16 protein-coding genes are annotated in these 18,647 nt (G+C 53.1%); 4 read left to right on the top strand and 12 right to left on the bottom strand.

All coding sequences use genetic code 11. The features are described from left to right. Positions 1-66 precede the first annotated feature (66 nt). The 5 genes from recQ to lptB form a co-directional block, all read right to left on the bottom strand. Entirely contained in the window at positions 67-2,250 is a 2,184-nt protein-coding gene (gene recQ / locus HMPREF9141_RS07745) for a DNA helicase RecQ (protein WP_007368096.1), read from the bottom strand. 103 nt (positions 2,251-2,353) lie between these two features. Then, positions 2,354-3,592 carry an ATP-dependent Clp protease ATP-binding subunit ClpX gene (clpX, locus tag HMPREF9141_RS07740; protein WP_007368095.1) on the bottom strand — a complete coding sequence of 413 codons (1,239 nt, stop codon included), beginning with the start codon at positions 3,590-3,592 and terminating at the stop codon, positions 2,354-2,356. A 10-nt stretch (positions 3,593-3,602) separates the two neighbouring features. Continuing rightward, entirely contained in the window at positions 3,603-4,295 is a 693-nt protein-coding gene (gene clpP / locus HMPREF9141_RS07735) for an ATP-dependent Clp endopeptidase proteolytic subunit ClpP (protein ID WP_040554688.1), read from the bottom strand. 177 nt (positions 4,296-4,472) lie between these two features. Continuing rightward, positions 4,473-5,840, bottom strand: a complete 1,368-nt coding sequence (tig, locus tag HMPREF9141_RS07730) for a trigger factor (protein ID WP_007368093.1) — start codon at positions 5,838-5,840, stop codon at positions 4,473-4,475. Between the two features lie 378 nt (positions 5,841-6,218). Next, positions 6,219-7,055 (bottom strand): LPS export ABC transporter ATP-binding protein, encoded by an 837-nt coding sequence (gene lptB / locus HMPREF9141_RS07725; RefSeq protein WP_040554968.1) that lies wholly within the window; start codon positions 7,053-7,055, stop codon positions 6,219-6,221. 101 nt (positions 7,056-7,156) lie between these two features. Between lptB and HMPREF9141_RS13400 the strand changes: the two genes are divergently transcribed. The 3 genes from HMPREF9141_RS13400 to HMPREF9141_RS07715 all read left to right on the top strand — a co-directional run bounded on the left by HMPREF9141_RS13400 (position 7,157) and on the right by HMPREF9141_RS07715 (position 9,107). After that, positions 7,157-7,423, top strand: coding sequence for a hypothetical protein (locus tag HMPREF9141_RS13400; RefSeq protein ID WP_007368090.1), 267 nt, complete (start codon positions 7,157-7,159; stop codon positions 7,421-7,423). Positions 7,424-7,493: 70 nt separating this feature from the next. Further along, positions 7,494-8,240: an MlaE family ABC transporter permease gene (locus HMPREF9141_RS07720; protein WP_007368089.1), complete on the top strand. Its 747-nt coding sequence runs from the start codon at positions 7,494-7,496 to the stop codon at positions 8,238-8,240. Positions 8,241-8,336: 96 nt separating this feature from the next. Then, positions 8,337-9,107, top strand: a complete 771-nt coding sequence (locus HMPREF9141_RS07715) for an ABC transporter ATP-binding protein (RefSeq protein ID WP_007368088.1) — start codon at positions 8,337-8,339, stop codon at positions 9,105-9,107. A gap of 449 nt (positions 9,108-9,556) precedes the next feature. Here HMPREF9141_RS07715 and HMPREF9141_RS07710 read toward each other — a convergent pair whose 3' ends face one another. From HMPREF9141_RS07710 to HMPREF9141_RS07680, 7 genes are all read right to left on the bottom strand, one after another. Continuing rightward, positions 9,557-9,961 carry a hypothetical protein gene (locus HMPREF9141_RS07710; protein WP_007368087.1) on the bottom strand — a complete coding sequence of 135 codons (405 nt, stop codon included), beginning with the start codon at positions 9,959-9,961 and terminating at the stop codon, positions 9,557-9,559. Between the two features lie 17 nt (positions 9,962-9,978). Continuing rightward, positions 9,979-11,292 (bottom strand): ribosome biogenesis GTPase Der, encoded by a 1,314-nt coding sequence (der, locus tag HMPREF9141_RS07705; RefSeq protein WP_007368086.1) that lies wholly within the window; start codon positions 11,290-11,292, stop codon positions 9,979-9,981. A 366-nt stretch (positions 11,293-11,658) separates the two neighbouring features. Next, positions 11,659-12,540, bottom strand: coding sequence for a GTPase Era (gene era / locus HMPREF9141_RS07700; RefSeq protein ID WP_007368085.1), 882 nt, complete (start codon positions 12,538-12,540; stop codon positions 11,659-11,661). Between the two features lie 139 nt (positions 12,541-12,679). Continuing rightward, on the bottom strand, positions 12,680-13,699 hold the full coding sequence (locus tag HMPREF9141_RS07695) for a beta-ketoacyl-ACP synthase III (RefSeq protein ID WP_004352518.1): 1,020 nt from the start codon (positions 13,697-13,699) through the stop codon (positions 12,680-12,682). Between the two features lie 2 nt (positions 13,700-13,701). Beyond that, positions 13,702-13,887: a 50S ribosomal protein L32 gene (rpmF, locus tag HMPREF9141_RS13020; protein ID WP_004382259.1), complete on the bottom strand. Its 186-nt coding sequence runs from the start codon at positions 13,885-13,887 to the stop codon at positions 13,702-13,704. A 22-nt stretch (positions 13,888-13,909) separates the two neighbouring features. Further along, on the bottom strand, positions 13,910-14,428 hold the full coding sequence (locus HMPREF9141_RS07690; protein ID WP_007368084.1) for a YceD family protein: 519 nt from the start codon (positions 14,426-14,428) through the stop codon (positions 13,910-13,912). A 595-nt stretch (positions 14,429-15,023) separates the two neighbouring features. Next, positions 15,024-16,208, bottom strand: a complete 1,185-nt coding sequence (locus tag HMPREF9141_RS07680; protein ID WP_174256069.1) for a sensor histidine kinase — start codon at positions 16,206-16,208, stop codon at positions 15,024-15,026. Between the two features lie 178 nt (positions 16,209-16,386). Here HMPREF9141_RS07680 and HMPREF9141_RS07675 point away from each other — a divergent pair, with 178 nt between their 5' ends. Beyond that, entirely contained in the window at positions 16,387-18,519 is a 2,133-nt protein-coding gene (locus HMPREF9141_RS07675; protein ID WP_007368081.1) for a TonB-dependent receptor, read from the top strand. Positions 18,520-18,647: the final 128 nt, after the last annotated feature.

Below are 18,647 nucleotides of genomic sequence, written 5' to 3'. Positions count from 1 at the left end.
AGATCATACGGCAGCTAAACTGTAGGGGCACACTTTCCTCTGCCTACTGTCTGAACTGCAACAGCATCAGTTGGCCATTTCGGAAAGGAACTTGATACGGACAAGACGGATTTCAACTTCACTGTAGTCTCCGTCCAGTTCTTCCATTGCCGTCTCAATGCTGTCGGTCTCACTGTCCATGAAGTAGTCGTAGATGTCGTCTATCTGCTCCTCGTCATACATTTCCTCAAGGAAGTAGTCAATATTGAGTTTCGTCCCGCTATAAACGATTTCCTCGACTTTCGTCAGCAGATCGTCGAAGTCGAGTCCCTCCGCCGAAGCAATGTCGTCGAGCGGCAGCTGGCGGTCGATGCTCTGGATGATCTTGACCTTCTGCATCGATTTTTTCGCCACCGTCCTGACACGCAGTTCCTCCGGCCGTTCGATATGGTTTTCTTCGCAATGCTGTTTTATCAGTTCACAGAACTCCTTTCCGTAGCGTTTCGCCTTGCCGGCTCCCACTCCCTGTATATTCTGCAGTTCCTGTTCGTTGACAGGATACATCATCGCCATCTGTTCCAGCGATACGTCCTGGAAAATCACGTATGGCGGAATCTCCAGTTTACGGGCGATCTTGCGGCGGAGATTCTTCAGCATGGAGAAGAGTTCCGGGTCGAGAACAGCCGTACCTGCCACCGGCTCTTCATCATCGCCATCATCTTTAAACTCGGCATCCATCACGATCATGAACGACTCCGGCGACTTCATGAAACGCCTGCCGGCGGCAGTCAGTCTGAGAAGTCCGTAATTCTCGACGTCTTTCTCCAGATAGCCGGCCAGCAGCGCCTGACGGATGACAGGATTCCATATCTTCGGATCTTCGTCTTCTCCGGCTCCGAACTCCTCCAGTTCGTCATGCTTATGGTCTTTCTGGTCGTCAGTAGCCCTGCCCCTTATAAAGTCGATGACATACTCCTGCCGGAAGTTCTCCTTCAGCACCTTCACCGCCTGAAGGGCTATCAGAAGCTGCTTCTTCCCCTCGATCTTCTTCTTGGGATGCAGGCAGTTGTCGCACATTCCGCAGTTGTCCTTCGGGTATTCCTCACCGAAATAATGCAGCAGCATCTTCCTCCGGCAGACAGACGACTCGGCATAGGCTTCCGTCTCCTGCAGCAGCTGCCGTCCGATGTCCTGCTCGGCGACCGGTTTCCCCTCCATGAACTTCTCCAGCTTGTTCAGGTCTTTCTTGGAATAGAACACGATACAGATACCTTCTTCACCGTCGCGTCCGGCACGTCCCGTCTCCTGGTAATAACCTTCAAGGCTCTTCGGGATATCATAATGGATCACAAAGCGCACGTCGGGTTTGTCGATTCCCATTCCGAAGGCGATCGTCGCCACGATCACGTCCAGATCCTCCATCAGGAAGTCGTCCTGCGTCTTCGACCGCGTCTCCGAGTCGAGACCTGCATGATAAGGTGCGGCCTTGATGTCATTGGCCTGCAGGACGGCGGCCAGTTCTTCCACCTTCTTGCGCGACAGGCAGTAGATGATGCCGCTCTTGCCGGCGTGCTGCTTGATGAACTTAATGATCTGCCTGTCGGTATCGTCGTCGCTCTTCTTCGCCCGTACCTCGTAATACAGATTCGGACGGTTGAAGGAGCTCTTGAACTCCACGCAATCCTCGATGCCCAGACTGCGCACGATGTCCGTACGCACCTTGTCGGTAGCCGTCGCCGTAAGCGCAATGACCGGAGCCACGCCGATCGCTTCAATCGCATGACGGATCTTCCGATACTCCGGACGGAAGTCATGTCCCCATTCCGAGATACAGTGTGCCTCGTCAATGGCGTAGAAGCTGATCTTTACTGATTTCAGGAAAGCTATGTTCTCCTCTTTGTTCAGCGACTCCGGCGCGACATAGAGCAGTTTCGTATGTCCCGAGACAATGTCCGCACGCACCTGGTCGATTTCGGCTTTCTTCAAGGAAGAATTGAGGTAATGCGCCACCCCGTCCTCCTCGCTGATGCCGTTGATGACATCCACCTGGTTCTTCATCAGGGCGATGAGCGGAGAGACGACAATCGCCGTCCCCTCCATGATCAATGAAGGAAGCTGATAGCACAGGCTCTTTCCGCCGCCTGTCGGCATCAGCACGAACGTGTCGTGTCCGGAAAGAAGATTGCGGATGATGGCCTCCTGATCGCCTTTGAACTTGTCAAAGCCAAAGTAATGTTTAAGTTTTCCGGTAAGATTGACTTCCTGTGTCATGTTAATAGCTGGTTGTTCCTTATCCTTTTAGGTTCGGTAGAAAAACGACACAGCCTGCCGACATGAATCCGTCTTCACATCCGCAGGCTGTATGTGTATAAGGTTACGAGGCAGCATTCGCTTTCTGAATGTGCGCCTTGTCCAATTGCTGACGGACGTATTCCTCCGTCACTTCAAACGACTTGATACGCCGGGACGGCACATCGAACATCGCATCCATCATCACCGCCTCGACGATAGAACGCAGACCGCGCGCACCGAGCTTGTACTCGACAGCCTTGTCCACGATGTAATCGAGTGCCGGATCCGTAAAGCTGAGCGTGATGCCGTCCATGCCGAACAGCTTGACATACTGCTTCACGATGGAGTTCTTCGGCTCGACGAGTATCTTTCGCAACGCTTCCCGGTCGAGCGGATTGAGATAAGTCAGCACCGGAAGACGCCCGATGATCTCCGGAATGAGGCCGAACGACTTCAGATCCTGCGGCAAGACATACTTCATCAGGTCAGCCTTGTCGATCCGTGCGACATTCTGCACCGAGTTGTAACCAACCGTATGCGTATTGAGCCGCTGCGCTATCTTGCGCTCGATGCCGTCGAAGGCACCTCCGCAGATGAAGAGGATGTTGCGCGTGTCAACATGTATGTAGTCCTGGTCAGGATGCTTGCGTCCGCCCTTGGGCGGCACGTTCACCATCGTTCCTTCCAGGAGCTTCAACAGACCCTGCTGCACCCCCTCGCCGCTTACGTCACGGGTAATGCTGGGGTTATCGCTCTTACGGGCGATCTTGTCGATCTCGTCGATGAAGACGATGCCGCGCTCCGCCGCCTCCACGTCGTAGTTGGCAACCTGCAGCAGGCGCGAGAGAATACTCTCCACATCCTCCCCTACATAGCCGGCCTCGGTGAAGACGGTCGCATCCACAATCGTGAAAGGCACCTCCAGCAGCTTGGCGATCGTGCGGGCAAGCAGAGTCTTGCCCGTACCTGTAGAGCCGACCATGATGATATTGCTCTTCTCTATCTCGACACCGTCATCGTCCTTGGGCTGCTGCAGCCGTTTGTAATGGTTGTAGACCGCTACCGAAAGATAGCGTTTCGCCTCATCCTGCCCGATGATATACTCGTCAAGATACTTCTTTATCTCTTTCGGCTTCGGCACCTTCTTTATCTTGAAGGGTCCGCCGTCACCGTTCTGTTCCTGTGCCAGAGCACCCGTCTGCATGACGATGTTATAAGCCTGCTGCGCACAGTCCTCACAGATATAACCGTTCAGGCCTGTGATCAGGAGCTTCACGTCCTTCTCACTCCGGCCGCAAAAACTGCATTTCTTCTGGGGCATCGTCTCTCCTTTACTTTACTGCTTCTGGAGCGTTACTAACTGGTTTCCTCGTCAGCACCTCGTCGATCATGCCGTACTCCCGGGCTTCTTCCGCCGTCATCCAGTAGTTGCGGTCACTGTCGTTCCAAACCTTGTCAAACGGCTGGTGCGAGTGGTTGCTGATGATGGTATAGAGTTCTTTCTTGAACTTCTGTATCTCGCGTGCTTCAATCTCAATATCGGAAGCCTGACCCTGTACGCCGCCGAGCGGCTGATGGATCATCACACGGCTGTGGGTCAGGGCCGAACGCTTGCCTTCCTGACCGGCCACGAGCAGCACGGCAGCCATCGAGGCGGCCATGCCTGTGCAGATGGTCGCCACATCGCTCGAGATGAACTGCATGGTATCATAGATGCCCAGTCCGGCCGTCACGCTTCCACCGGGGGAATTGATGTAGATGGAGATGTCCTTTCCGGGGTCGACGGAGTCCAGATAAAGCAGCTGCGCCTGCAGCGTATTGGCGGTGTAATCATCTATCTGCGTGCCGAGGAAGATAATGCGGTCCATCATCAGCCGGGAGAACACATCCATCTGGGTCACGTTCAGCTGCCGTTCCTCAAGAATGTACGGGTTCAGATACTGTGCCTGTGCCTTCACCACGTCGTCCAGCACCATACCGTCGATCCCGAGATGCCTGGTAGCATACTTTCTAAAGTCGTTCATTGTTTTCCTTTCTATAATATAAAATGTGACAAAAAAACAGAGGTTATCGACCTCTCTTATCATTGCCATCTATACAAACACCGTGCCACCCGGGGGCGACATCCGGCTGCATATCTTAAGCAAAGATAAGCAAAAAAATCGATAACCTCTCTATCTAAAGGAAGATTTTTCCTAAAATTATTGTTCGCTTACAAGTTTGTTGAACTCTTCAAGACTTACGCTCTTGACATTCAGCTTGACAATTTCCTTGACAGCGGCAGCGAGTTTGCGGTCGAGTGCAGCCTCGACGAACGAGTCGATGTTCTCACGCTTCTTCAGCATATCATCCGCATAGCCGTTCAGGTAGTCGTCCGGAACGTTTGTCATACCATACTGGGCGAACTGCGCACGGGCCATCTGACGCGCACTCTCACGGACGTCATTGTCTTCTACCTTGATGCCGTGGGCTGCTGCCAGCTGCTGCTTGATCAGGTGCCATGTAAGTTCCCTGATGCTCTGCTCATAGTTTTTCTCTACGAACTCCTCGCCCTTGTCCTTGTTGTTGGCGAGCATGATGCGCTTCAGGAGTGCGTCCGGGAAGGTCAGCTTGCCCACTTTCTTCTCGCAGTAAGCACGGAGATCCTGGATGAACTTGTAGTCAGAATCACCCTTCAGCTGTTCCTTCAGACCGTCGGCAATCGCCTTGCGAAAACCGGCCTCGTCCTTGATGCCGGCCTCTTCGCCGTAGACACCGTTCCAGAGTTCGGCATTGTTCTCAGCCTTGACAAAGCGTGAAATCTCGGTAATCTGATAAGAGAAGTTGCCCTTATGCTCGGCCACTTCCTCCTTCTTGATCTTCAAGAGAGAAGAGACTTCTATATCGTTGTCGGGATAAGCGGCAGTCGGGTTGAAAGTGATGATGTCGCCCAGCTTGGATCCGTCAAAAAGTTTCTTCTGATCCTCGACCTTGATGTACTGCGGCATCATCGAAGCGCCCTCCACAGTGATGCCGCCCTCGAGCGTATTGCCGTTCTCGTCCAGCTCGCGAAGATCCCCCTTCAGCATATCACGCTGCTCCGGGTCGAAGGTCTCGGCCTTGTCGTAGTGGCCTGCACGGCTCCGGAACATCTCTACCTGCTGGTCGATCAGCTTGTCGTCAACGGCGATCTCATAGTAATCGACCTTGTTCTTTCCGCTCAGTTCAATATTGAACTCAGGAGCAACGGCAATATCGAACTTGAACTCATAAGGAGCAGCCTTTTCCAGATCGACAGCCTCCCCGGCCTCCGGCGCCAGCGGCTGGCCCAGCATCTGGATTTTGTTGTCGGCAATGTATTTCTGAAGGTTCTCACCCAGGATTTTGTTGATGGTATCCATCTTGACCTGCATGCCGTACTGACGCTTGACCAAGCCCATCGGCACTTGCCCCGGACGGAAGCCGGGGACATTGGCGTGCTTGCGGTAATCCTTGAGGGTCTTCTCCACCTCATCCTTGTAATCAGCTTCCTCAACGGTAATCGTCATCAGACCGTTCACCTTGTCGGGATTCTCAAATGAAATTTTCATCTTTGATGTTCTATATTATTGTTTATTGTTATTTATCAACAGCGTACAGCTGCGAGAAGACACACTCCCTCCCCGCAGTCTTTGAGGTGCAAAGGTACTTAAAAAATCGCATACCTTTATAATATACAGGTGGAAATTTGTTTTTTTAACCAAGGAGGACGGGGCTGGAGGACGGGTATATCCCTTCCGGATCCAGCCATGACCTTGCCGCTTCCCCACAGCACGTCCACGCCCATCCGTACCTTCCAGGCGAAAGGCCGCAACACCGGACTCCACAACCGGAACGGCCGGAAATGCCGTGCCCGATGCTTGGGGACACGGTCGTGGACGGTGACGACACCGTATCAGCGACGCTACGGCGACTGCCGGGAGGCCGGATTACTGGCGGACAATGCCGTCTGCCTCTTCCTGCGCCCGCTTGCGCTGGTCGAGCAGCTGGAAGTCTTTCTTCTGCAGGACGAAGTCTGTACCGAGGTACTTTTCCTTCACGATCTTGTTGGCAGCCAGCTCCTCCGGCGTCCCCTTGAAGAGGATGCGCCCCTCAAAAAGGAGATAGGCGCGGTCGGTGATGTTCAGCGTTTCATGTACATTATGATCCGTGATGAGGATTCCGATATTGCGGAACTTCAGCCGCCATACAATGTGCTGGATGTCCTCGACGGCAATCGGATCTACCCCGGCAAACGGCTCGTCGAGCATGATGAACTTCGGGTCGATCGCCAGGCAGCGGGCTATCTCGCAGCGGCGACGCTCACCGCCGGAGAGACGGTCGCCGAGGTTCCTGCGCACCTTCTCCAACCGGAATTCCCGTATGAGGGCCTCCATCTTGTCGATGCGCTCCTGCTTCGAGAGCTTCGTCATTTCCAGTACGCTCATGATGTTGTCCTCCACACTCATCTTGCGGAAGACGCTCGCCTCCTGCGGCAGATAGCCGATGCCGGCACGGGCGCGCTTGTAGACGGGGAAGTTGGTGATTTCCCGATCGTCGATGTAGACGTGCCCCTCATTCGGAACGACAAGCCCCGTCGTCATATAGAACGACGTTGTCTTTCCGGCACCGTTCGGTCCGAGCAGTCCCACGATTTCCCCTTGCCGCACATGGATGCTTACCCCGTTGGCTACCGTACGCTTCCCGTACCGCTTCACCAGCTTCTCCGTCCGGAGCACACTCCCCTCCTCCTGCGGACGGACCACAATCTTATCTGTCTCTGACATAGCTTTTTCTTTTAGCATTTACACAGGCGGGCATCACCTGACACCACCGCTGCAATCGCTGCAAAATTAATAAATTAAAAGCAGACAGCCGTCATAAAGACGTGAAAAGAAACAAAAGAGAAGAGCTGCATACGGCCGGGGGGCGTACGCTGCCGCCTGTCTCCGCCGCCAGCAGGGCTTGTGCCGGCACGGGGCTGCCGCCGGTCCGCACATCGGGCTACATCTCCCGCACTCTGCCGGACCGCTTTTCACAGCCTGCACCTGCCCGGTTATCCTGCGGGGATACGAAGAACATCGGGGAAACACACCTACGACTGGTGCGGAGACACCGTCTACAAAGGGCGGAAAGCAGCCTTCCCGACTATTAAATAATGTCTTTCCTGCCTGTTTCTGTGATATTTTGGCTAATTTTGCACATTCAAACCAAAAGGAGAAATCATGCTTGTCTTCAAGTGGCTGAACACATTCGGCAATTATCTTATACTGATGGGACGGTCGTTCAGCCGCCCTGAACGGATGCGGATGTTCCTGAAACGGTACGTCAAGGAAATGTCGCAGCTGGGGGTCGACTCCATCGGCATCGTCCTGCTCATCTCGTTCTTCATCGGTGCGGTGATATGTATACAGATCAAGCTCAACGTGCAGAGCCCCTGGATGCCTCACTGGGTGTCGGGCTACGTGACGCGCGAAATCATGCTGCTGGAGTTCTCCAGCAGCATCATGTGCCTGATCCTTTCGGGGAAGGTCGGGTCGAACATCGCATCAGAGCTGGGGACGATGCGGGTCACGCAGCAAATCGACGCCCTGGAGATTATGGGCATCAATTCCGCCAGCTACCTCATCCTGCCGAAAATGTTGGGACTGATCACCATCATGCCGTTCCTTGTCATCTTCTCGGCGGCTACGGGTATCATCGGAGCGTATGCAACGGCATACATCGGGCACATCATCACGCCGATCGACCTGACCGCCGGGCTGCAGCACGACTTCAATGCTTGGTTCATGTGGATGAGCATCATCAAAGGATTCTTCTTCGCCTTCATCATCTCAAGCGTATCCTCCTACATGGGCTACACGGTGAAAGGCGGCAGCGTAGAAGTGGGCAAGGCATCCACCGATGCCGTCGTCTGCTCGAGTGTCCTGATTCTCTTCAGCGATGTGTTCCTGACGCAGATATTGAGTTAATATGAACACCTCTCCCCGAGGGGAAAGTAAACATTGAAAAGGTGAAAAAGCAAAACCTACTGCCCTCCTTGGGAGGGACTGGAGGAAGTTCTCATTATGATTGAAGTAAAACATCTCTACAAGTCGTTCGGCAACAAGGAAGTGCTGAAGGATATAAACACCATCTTTGAAGACGGGAAGACGAACCTCATCATCGGACAGAGCGGTGCGGGAAAGACCGTACTGATGCGGTCGCTCACCGGCCTGCTCGACCCGACCAGCGGCGAAGTGCTCTATGACGGGCGCAACTTCGTCAACATGACAAAGAAGGAGAAGATTCTCATGCGTCGTGAGATGGGAATGATTTTCCAGGGTGCAGCTCTCTTCGACTCGCTTACCGTGCTGGAAAACGTGCGTTTCCCTTTGGATATGTTCTCGGACATGACCTCACAGGAGCGTGACAAAAGGGCTATGGAATGCCTTGAGCGTGTAAACCTGACCGGCGCCGAAGAGAAGTTCCCCGGTGAGATTTCGGGCGGTATGCAGAAGCGTGTCGCCATCGCACGCGCCATCGTGATGAACCCGAAGTACCTCTTCTGTGACGAGCCGAACTCCGGACTGGATCCGAAAACCTCATTGGTCATCGATGAACTGCTGACAAGTATCACACGTGAGTTCAATATGACAACCATCATCAACACCCACGACATGAACTCGGTGATGGGCATTGGTGAAAATATCATCTTCATTGCTGACGGCAAGAAGGAATGGCAAGGCGACAAGGACACGGTCATTTCCTCCCACAACCAGAAGCTGAACGACCTCGTCTTCGCTTCCGACCTCTTCAAGAAAGTCAAGAGCATAGAAGAAAACAAGACTGCGCTGTAAGGAGACCCGGCAGCTCATGAAACACTGATATATACCTGCACAATCCCTTATCCTTCCTGCCAAGATAGGGAGGATAAGGGATTGTCTTTTCCCATCGGCAGACACAAGAGAGCCGATCATTAAAGACCATGCAGACAGAGGCTTGGCAGGACTGCAGACAAGCCTCTGTCAGACTCCGCTCAAGCCCCCTTCGACCGCCAAAGAGCGCCCCGGAAACAGGGATGATAAAACCTGCCTGGAAAGTGCAGAACAATCCCTTACACACAGGCTTTCATGCCGCCACTAAAACTTTCAAGAGACCGACTTTCCTTACCAGATAAGTTTTTGTTTTGCCGGCTGTCATTTTAACATTTACAGCCAATACGCTGTATATAAACACTTTGAGCGTCAGCGAAGTATGACGGGAGTGACAGGAAAATCCGTTCGCGTCTCTTTATCCCACACAGTGCTTATCTCATCCTCCACACGCCTTTCTTCTTGATCATCGGGACAACGACCTGTTCCGTCATCCTGTCACCAAAATGAAAGAGCAGAAAAGCACTGGCTGTACTGTCTTTCTCCGAGAATACAGATGAAGTCAGCGAGATGGAATCAATCCCTTTGTGCTGACTCTTCTGCTGCTCCATAAACTGCTGAAGGTTAATCAGAAGCTGTTTCCGATAGCCATCAGGCAGCTTTCCCGGACGGTTCTCACCCTCCAAAAAGGCTTCGTACTTCCCTTTCAGCAGCTGTTCATAATAGAGTCTGGCCGCACGGGCAGCCAGTTCTCCCTGATCAACCTCCTCCTTCTTACTTCCACAAGCCGCCAGCAGCAATGCCGAAGCAAAAAGAAAGGGTAGTATCATCCACTTCATATACACACCTCCTACGGCTACTTCTGACGGACGAACACGTTGATCGGACAGCCATGCAGATTCCAGTTCTCACGTATCTTGTTCTCCAGGAAACGGCGATACTGCTCCTTGACATACTGCGGCAGGTTCGCATAGAACACGAAAGACGGTATCTGCGTGTTGGGCAGCTGTGAGCAATACTTGATCTTGATGTACTTCCCCTTCACCGACTGGGGCGGCGTCGCCTCGATGATGGGCAGCATCACCTCGTTCAGCTTCGTCGTACCGATGTGCCTCTTGCGGTTCTGATAGACTTCCTTTGCCGTTTCCAGCACCTTAAAGATACGCTGCTTGGTCAGTGCAGAAGCAAAGATGATCGGGAAGTCGACGAACGGTGCCATACGCTTACGGATAGCATTCTCGAAAGTATCGATAACCTTCTGGTTCTTGTCTTCCACCAAGTCCCACTTGTTCACAACGACAACAAGGCTCTTGTTGTTACGCTGTATGAGCTGAAAGATGTTCATATCCTGCGCCTCGATGCCACGGGTTGCATCCAGCATAAGGATGCAGACATCAGAGTTCTCGATGCTTCGGATGGAACGCATGACACTGTAAAATTCCAGATCCTCGGTCACCTTGTTCTTGCGGCGGATGCCGGCAGTATCGACGAGATAGAAGTCGAAACCGAACTTGTTGTAACGGGTATAGATGCTGTCGCGGGTCGTACCGGCAATCTCGGTCACGATATTACGGTCCTCGCCGATGAAGGCATTGATGATGCTCGACTTGCCGGCGTTAGGACGGCCTACGACGGCGAAACGGGGTATGTCCTGGTCGACCGTCTCGTCCGGCGCATCCTTCAGCCGCTCAAGCAGCAGGTCGAGCAGGTCGCCTGTACCGCCGCCCGTAGCGGCACTGATACAGACGGGATCGCCCAGACCGAGCTTATAGAACTCGGCCGCCTGATAGGACTCGCCGCTGTTGTCCACCTTGTTGGCGACAAGAAGCACAGGCAGCTTGGTACGGCGGAGAATCATTGCGACATCCTCGTCCCAGTCGGTGACACCGGTCTCGGTATCAACAAGGAAGAGCACGAGGTCGGCCTCTTCAGTCGCCACAAGCACCTGCTTGCGGATCGCATCTTCAAAAATATCATCTGATTTGACGACCCATCCACCTGTATCAACAACAGAGAACTCACGGCCGTTCCACTGGCACTTGCCATACTGGCGGTCACGGGTAGTACCGGCCGTGTCACTCACAATAGCGTGACGGGTCTGGGTCAGTCGGTTGAAAAGCGTGGACTTACCTACGTTCGGGCGTCCCACGATAGCTACTAAATTTGCCATTCATGCTGGTCTTTTTCCTCCTCATGATGCAAGAGCCATGCCGCCAAGCGTATCATGAAAAGGCGCCGGATGTGGTCAGGCATCCGATGAATATTTGCCGGGGATGACCATTCCCCAGCCCTCGCATTGTGCGAGAGTATACCCTACTAAGCAGTCAGGGCGATTCTGTTTCTCTTATGTTCAGGGAGGACTGTCAGATCCATTGGTTCCGTCAGCCTTGTCAGCCGAATTGGACCCATAGTCACCATCAGTTCCGGAGGCCAAAAGCCCCAAGACCTCTCTACGTTTTTTTCCGTCAGGCATCCCCCGTAAGAACCGGCGCTTTTTACTTTTTCACCTTTTCACTTTTTTACTCTTCCTCTCGGATCACTCCGGATTATACCCGAAGTTGTTCAGCTCCTTCTGCGAGTTGCGCCAGTCCTTGTCCACCTTCACGAACGTCTCAAGGAAAATCTTCTTGTCGAAGAAACGCTCCAGACTCTTGCGGGCCTCGGTCGACATCTTCTTCAGTGCCATTCCCTGGTGCCCGATGATGATGCCCTTCTGGCTGCTGCGCTCAACGTAGATGACCGCATTGATATGTATCTGGCGGTCATCCTCCTTGAAACGCTCAACGACAACCTCAACTGAATAAGGGATTTCCTTGTCGTAATAGCGCAGGATCTTCTCACGGATGATCTCTGAGACGAAGAACCTTGCAGGCTTGTCCGTCAGCTGGTCCTTGTCAAAGAAGGCCGGACTCTCCGGCAGCAGTTCTCGGACACGCTTCATGAGAATGTCCGTCCCGAACTTGTTCTTGGCCGATATGGGGAGAATCTCCGCATCGGGAAGCAGGCTGTGCCACTTCTCCACAAGCTCGACGAGCTTCGACTGGTCACTCTCGTCAATCTTGTTGATCAGGAGAATGACCGGAATCGTCATCTTCGCGACCTTCTCCAGAAAGTCCATGTTCTTCTCCGGATTCTCGATGACATCCGTCACATAAAGCAGGACATCGGCATCGGCCAGGGCCGACTCGGAGAACTGGAGCATCATCTCCTGCATCTTGTAGTTCGGCTTCAACACGCCCGGCGTGTCCGAGAAGACGATCTGAGCATCCTCCGTATTGACGATACCCATGATACGGTGGCGCGTTGTCTGTGCCTTGAAAGTGGCAATGCTGAGCTTCTCACCGACGAGCTGGTTCATCAGTGTGCTCTTCCCGACATTCGGATTGCCGACGATGTTTACGAATCCTGCTTTGTGCATAATCTTTTCTAAGTTACCGGGGAGGAGCCGCCCCGGTCAATCTGTTTCAACTCCTTGACAAACTTGACTCCTAAAAAAACGCATCAATCTTATTGGGAAAAGAAAGATGCGTTCTTTTGTGTATGATAACTTAGCGTCTTTATTTCTTAACCGCTGCGGAAGCTCCGTCATACGCCCACCTGTAATAAGAGGCACCATTGACGAAACCCGCTCCGAAAGCCGTGAAGATGATTCTGTCGCCTTTCTTCAGTTTCGATTCGAAGTCCCAGAGAACAAGCGGCATACAGGCGGCGCTGGTGTTGCCGTAACGCTGGATGTTCACCAGCACCTTCTCCATCGGAACACCGATACGCTTTGCCACAGCCTCGATGATACGCAGATTGGCCTGATGACAGACAACATAATTGATGTCCTCCTGTGTCAGACCGTTGCGTTCCAGCAAAGTCGCACAGTCGTCGCCCATGGCCGTGACAGCATAACGGAACACTGTGCGCCCCTCCTGGTAAGTGTAATGCAGCCGATGGTCGACCGTGAACCGGGAAGAAGGGCATACGGAACCGCCCGCCTTGATGTGGAGGAACGGAAGTCCCTTGCCGTCCGTACGGTGGTAGGAGTCTATCAGACCGATGTTTTCCTCGGTCGTCCCTTCCACCATCACAGCACCTGCCCCGTCGCCGAAGAGCGGACAGGTCGCACGGTCACGGTAGTCGGTAATGGCCGACATCTTGTCAGCTCCGATTACGATGATGCGCTTGTGACGGCCGCTCTGAATCATGTTGCAGGCAACATCGAAAGCATACATGAAGCCGCAGCACGCAGCAGCAAAGTCAAATGCGAAAGCGTTCTTCAGACCCAGCTTGCCCAAGACAATGGAAGCTGTGGAAGGGTGCGGATAGTCAGGAGTCGTAGTGGCGACGATGACAGCATCGATACTGTCAGGATCGGCACCGGTCTTCTTCATCAGAAGTTTGGCCGCCTTGCGTGCCATATAGGATGTGCCGAGACCTTCCTCCGTGAGAATGCGGCGCTCCTTGATGCCCGTGCGGGTGGTAATCCACTCGTCATTGGTATCCACCATACGCGACAGTTCCTCGTTGTTGAGGACATAGTCGGGCACGTAACCTGCGACACCTGTGATGATCGCATTGATGTTGCTCATGTCTATTCAGCTGTTTCCTTTACGACAGCAACCTTGCCACGATAGTAACCGCAGGTAGGACAAACCGTGTGGTAAACATAATAAGCGCCACAGTTGGGGCATACTGCCAGTGTAGGAGCTACTGCCTTATCGTGAGTTCTTCTCTTGAGTGTACGGGTCTTTGACTGTCTTCTTTTTGGATGTGCCATAATTCTTTAAACGTTTAATATATTATTCTTTCAGTTTTAATAGAGTTTCCCAGCGCGGATCCACCGCTACCCCGTCTTCCTGACCGCTTCGGGCGGCAGAGTGCTCTTCGAGAGCTCGTATCATAGCAGGGTTGCATTTTCCAGGTGCATGCACATGCTTGATAGGGATTGCGAGGGCAATGAATTCGTAGAGGAGCCATGTGACATCGAGTATTCCTTCGTCCTCGGCCACCGTCACAAGGTCGTCCTCTTCTGAGTTTTCTGTTCCGAATTTCGCTTCGAGACGCTGCGTTGTCTCTACAGACTGCTCCATCGGTTCGAGACAGAGGTCGCACGGAACCATCACCGTGCCTGTCTCATGAAAGTCCAGGGTAAAGAAATCATTTTCCGTGCGCACGATGTCGACCGACACACGCACGCACCCCCGCCTCACTTCGGGAGCGTTAATCGCCTTAAAGTAAGTGTCATCCAGGTCGAAATCAAGGTGACTTGCACCTTTTTCCAGACCTTTCAAGTCAATCTTAAGGGTTTCCAAGTCCATAATTGGGTTGCAAAGTTACGAATATTTTTCTGATTATAAGCAAATTAAAAGTAAAAAAAGTGAGGACGCATAAAGCAAGCCTCTCCTGCATCACCATTCCTTTCCTATATAAGACAGCCTGTAAAACGTATGCACCGGCAAGCCGGAGCAGCAGCCGGCACAGGAGCCGGCTGCCTGCAAAAGCAGGCCATGGAACATACGATGACGGACTACGGAAGCAGCGTTCCGGTGCTACGGCAATCCGACAGGGGCATTGTCGCCCTGCCGTTCCGGCATGGACTTTCCACCTGTACCCGACAATCCGGCAGGCTTGCGAAAAGAGTGTCTGCCGATTCAACTGATACGGCAAAGAAGCGTCTTGCAGATCAGGATGGGTCATCAAGGACACCGGGAATCCTGTTCCCAACCGGTCGGGAACAGGAGTACCGATGCCTGGGAACACGGGTACCGGCCGCCGGGAACAGGAGTACCAGCCGTCAGCGTGCAGAAAAGGTACTCACGATTCAGCCCCCGGAAAGCGCATGAGGGAGCGCTTCAGGTATCCGATTCGCAAGGACAGACATCCTCCGTATGTCCCTCTGCTGGTTATCTGCCCTTATATCTGGCGCATTTCCTGCTCCTTCCCAAGTTCAATACGGAAAGTGGTTCCCTTCCCGATCTCTGAACTCTTCACGAAGATCCTTCCGTGATGGTATTCCTCCACGATGCGCCTGGCAAGGCTCAATCCCAGTCCCCAGCCACGTTTCTTGGTCGTGAAACCAGGACGGAACACATTTCTTATATCCTTCTTTTTAATTCCCCTGCCCGTGTCCGAGACCTCTACGACAACACGTCTTCCGGCCTCTTCCAGACGGATCGTGATGGAACCGGACGCACCGCCCATCGAATCGACGGCATTCTTGCAGAGATTCTCCACAACCCATTCGAAGAGCGAGGCATTCATCTTTACAATAAAGTTGCCGGACGGGAACTCGGTCCTGATGTCTATCTTCCGGGATGTACGCCGGTTCATGTAGTCCACGACGTGCTGCAGCACCTCCTTCAGGTCGGCAGGGACAGGCTCGGGGACGGAGCCGATCTTGGAGAAACGGTCGGCGATGAGCTGCAGCCGTTTCACGTCCTTGTCCATCTCCGGCAGCAGTTCGTCGTCGGGATAGTTTTCCCTCAGGATTGTCGTCCATGCCATCAGCGAGGAAATGGGCGTACCCAGCTGATGGGCCGTCTCTTTGCTCAGGCCCACCCACACCTTGTTCTGCTCCGCCCGCTTCGAGGTGAGCAGGGCCATGACCGCCACGACCACGAAAAGCATCACCACGCCCAGCTGGATGTAAGGATAGACAGCTATGCGCTTCAGCATCAGCGATTCATCATAACACACGTCTATGTAATCTCCGCGGCGGCTGCTTAAAGGAATACGGATCACCCGCCCCGCCGATTTCATCCGCAAGGCCATATCCGCCAGTTTCGCCGTACGGTCGGCGGCATTGTGTGCCCTGACACTTACGTTACGGCAATCCGTAACAGTGCCCTCACTGTCCAGGACGACGACCGGGATAGAGTTGTTCTCGTCCAGCACCTTCAGCACCAGGCTCAGGTCCGTGTTCTCATCCGCCTCGCTCAGCGACTTCATCGCTTCTGCCCAGACCTGCATTCTGCTCCGCTCCTGCCTGGCAAGGTCATCGGTCAGGAAATGGGACACAGCCAGCGAGGCGACGGCAATGATGATTGCCGCCACTACCAGGAATATCTTTACCTGCCGGATTCTGTCTGTCCACTGCATATATTCCATCTAACGACAAAGCGTGCTGATTATTGCATGGCCATAGGACAAGACCGCATCAGCAGGGGAAGAACAGATTGTACGTCATGAGAATACCTTGTTTTAGGTATTGCAGGAAAGGATGCGTTTCCATACTTTTGCACATCTTTAATTATTATTTAACAAGATTGCATTCAAAATGAAAAAAAAGATTTTTCTGTCACTTGCGATAGCAGCCACGGCTGCCATTCCCTGTCATGCACAGACTGACAGCACACAAGAAGCGACTCTGCAGCTGAAGGAAGTAACCATCAGCACGACCCGCATTCCGGAGGTGAAGTCGAACGCAGCGGCAACGGTCACAATCATCGACCAGAAACAGATTGCCGAGATGAGCAAGGTCGCCCCGGATATGTCACATCTGCTGGGACTGCTCACACCGGGCATGGCACTGTCGAGCAATACAACCAGTTCGCGTTCACAGTCGCTCCGCGGCAGAAGCGCGCTTATCCTGATCGACGGTATTCCGCAGTCTACCCCTCTGCGCTCTACCGACCGCGACATCCGTACGATCGACGTATCGGCAATCGACCATATCGAGATCGTGAAAGGATCAACGGCATTATACGGAAATGGTGCCATCGGCGGCCTGATCAATATCATCACCAAGAAGAATGCTGCCCACAGAGCCATCGGCGGACAGACGACGCTCTCCGGTTCTACCTACAACTTCTTCCGTCAGGGAAAGGGACAAGGATATCGTATCAACCAGCAGCTATACGGGGCGGCCGGGAATCTCGACTACCTTGTCAATGGGACATTCGGACGGACAGGAAGCAGTGTCGACGGGGACGGACAGTTCATCTCGCCCCGGTACGGGCTTGGAGACACCTATACGACGAATGCACTCGTGAAACTGGGCTATGCCTTTTCGCCGAAGAACAGAATCGAACTTATGTACAACTTCTACCGCAGTCTGCAGGACACACGCCTTGTCCCTTCCGGCGGCAAATACCTGAAGCAGCCGGCCATCGGCATCGTCGGTGACAGGGATCCGCTGGCAGTGGACGAGGGAACACGCTACAACCACAATGCCTACCTGAAGTTCACGTCACATGATCTGTTCGCCCATACGGATTTTGAAACGGCTGTCTACGGATCGAGCCTGTACACCATCTTCGACTTCAGGAAAGCCAATCCGGCACAGCCACGCTGGGAGGAGACCAGCGGACAGTCGGCCGTCAAGGACCGTAAATTCGGTTTCCGCACGCAGTTCAGCACTCGTCTCATATTCTCGGACAATGCTTTCACGCACCTTGTCTATGGTTATGATTACCTTTTCGACAAGACGGCACAGCCCCTCGTCGACGGACGTTACTGGATGCCGTGGCTGACAAGCAACAGCCATGCGCCGTTCCTGCAGACAAAGACAACGCTGTGGCAGTGGTTCAACATCAAGCTAGGCGGACGCTACGACTTCATCAATGTAAGCGTGCCCGATTACGATGTGCTGCGTAACAAGCTCTCTGCCCCGCAGGTTCATGTGAAAGGTGGCTCGCTCAGATACAACAACCTCTCGTTCAATATCGGGCTTTCCTATAACAGGTATCCCGTCTTCCAGCCTTTCGTCGCTTTCTCACAGGGTTTCTCCATCTTCGACCTGGGACGCACCCTGCGTGCTGCCAAAGCGGATGTACTCGAAAAAATCTCCACCGAACCGGTAAAGACGGACAACTACGAAATAGGAGCTTATTCAAACATCAACAACTGGCTGCAGATCAACGGATCATTCTTCTACACCTACTCAAAACTGGGTAGCGACCTCAAGATTGAAAACGGATTCTGGGTAGTGAACCGTACACCGCAGAAGGTCTATGGCATTGAACTAAGCGCAGATGCACAGATTCTAAGCAACCTCAAGGCAGGAGCAAACCTTTCATGGTTCGAAGGAAAGCTGAAATCGGCATCAGGAGATTGGGACACCTACATGTCAAGCATCTCCATTCCGGCCGCCAAACTGGCAATGTACGTCAATTATGCTCCGGTCAAGAACACTTATCTGAACCTACAGTACATCCATACGGGAAAACGTGACCGCTTTGCACCGAATGCCGCAGGGGCATACAACGAAGGAGAAGGAAAGGTGAACCGCATCAACCTTCTGAATCTTACGGCAGGAGTAAGGCTGAAGGCATGGGATCTGAGCCTGTCCGTTTCCAATCTGCTGAACTACACCTATTACACTCCGTCCTCCATGCTGATGGCCCGCAATGCGGAATATGCACATGCGGACGGACGCAATATAACCCTCACTGCAAGCTTCAGATACTAAGCTACAACAAAAATCCGCAATTTATCCTACCGAGCGAATAATTTTACATCGCCCTATAGGATAAATTGCGGAGTCATAGTCTACCAAAAACTGATTGGTAAACATTCTATCGCAATTCTTCAGAAATC

Source organism: Prevotella multiformis DSM 16608, assembly GCF_000191065.1.
Lineage (GTDB): Bacteria > Bacteroidota > Bacteroidia > Bacteroidales > Bacteroidaceae > Prevotella > Prevotella multiformis.
This window is presented reverse-complemented; position numbering and strand designations above follow the sequence as displayed.

Bases quoted from the DNA above. Each gene is read 5' to 3' on its own strand.
- HMPREF9141_RS07710 (WP_007368087.1), bottom strand. From the start codon at position 9,961: ATGAAGTGGATGATACTACCCTTTCTTTTTGCTTCGGCATTGCTGCTG.
- lptB (WP_040554968.1), bottom strand. From the start codon at position 7,055: ATGTCAGAGACAGATAAGATTGTGGTCCGTCCGCAGGAGGAGGGGAGT.
- HMPREF9141_RS07695 (WP_004352518.1), bottom strand. From the start codon at position 13,699: ATGAGCAACATCAATGCGATCATCACAGGTGTCGCAGGTTACGTGCCC.
- tig (WP_007368093.1), bottom strand. From the start codon at position 5,840: ATGAAAATTTCATTTGAGAATCCCGACAAGGTGAACGGTCTGATGACG.
- HMPREF9141_RS07720 (WP_007368089.1), top strand. From the start codon at position 7,494: ATGCTTGTCTTCAAGTGGCTGAACACATTCGGCAATTATCTTATACTG.
- HMPREF9141_RS07715 (WP_007368088.1), top strand. From the start codon at position 8,337: ATGATTGAAGTAAAACATCTCTACAAGTCGTTCGGCAACAAGGAAGTG.
- clpX (WP_007368095.1), bottom strand. From the start codon at position 3,592: ATGCCCCAGAAGAAATGCAGTTTTTGCGGCCGGAGTGAGAAGGACGTG.
- era (WP_007368085.1), bottom strand. From the start codon at position 12,540: ATGCACAAAGCAGGATTCGTAAACATCGTCGGCAATCCGAATGTCGGG.
- clpP (WP_040554688.1), bottom strand. From the start codon at position 4,295: ATGAACGACTTTAGAAAGTATGCTACCAGGCATCTCGGGATCGACGGT.
- HMPREF9141_RS07690 (WP_007368084.1), bottom strand. From the start codon at position 14,428: ATGGACTTGGAAACCCTTAAGATTGACTTGAAAGGTCTGGAAAAAGGT.
- recQ (WP_007368096.1), bottom strand. From the start codon at position 2,250: ATGACACAGGAAGTCAATCTTACCGGAAAACTTAAACATTACTTTGGC.
- HMPREF9141_RS07675 (WP_007368081.1), top strand. From the start codon at position 16,387: ATGAAAAAAAAGATTTTTCTGTCACTTGCGATAGCAGCCACGGCTGCC.
- der (WP_007368086.1), bottom strand. From the start codon at position 11,292: ATGGCAAATTTAGTAGCTATCGTGGGACGCCCGAACGTAGGTAAGTCC.
- rpmF (WP_004382259.1), bottom strand. From the start codon at position 13,887: ATGGCACATCCAAAAAGAAGACAGTCAAAGACCCGTACACTCAAGAGA.
- HMPREF9141_RS07680 (WP_174256069.1), bottom strand. From the start codon at position 16,208: ATGCAGTGGACAGACAGAATCCGGCAGGTAAAGATATTCCTGGTAGTG.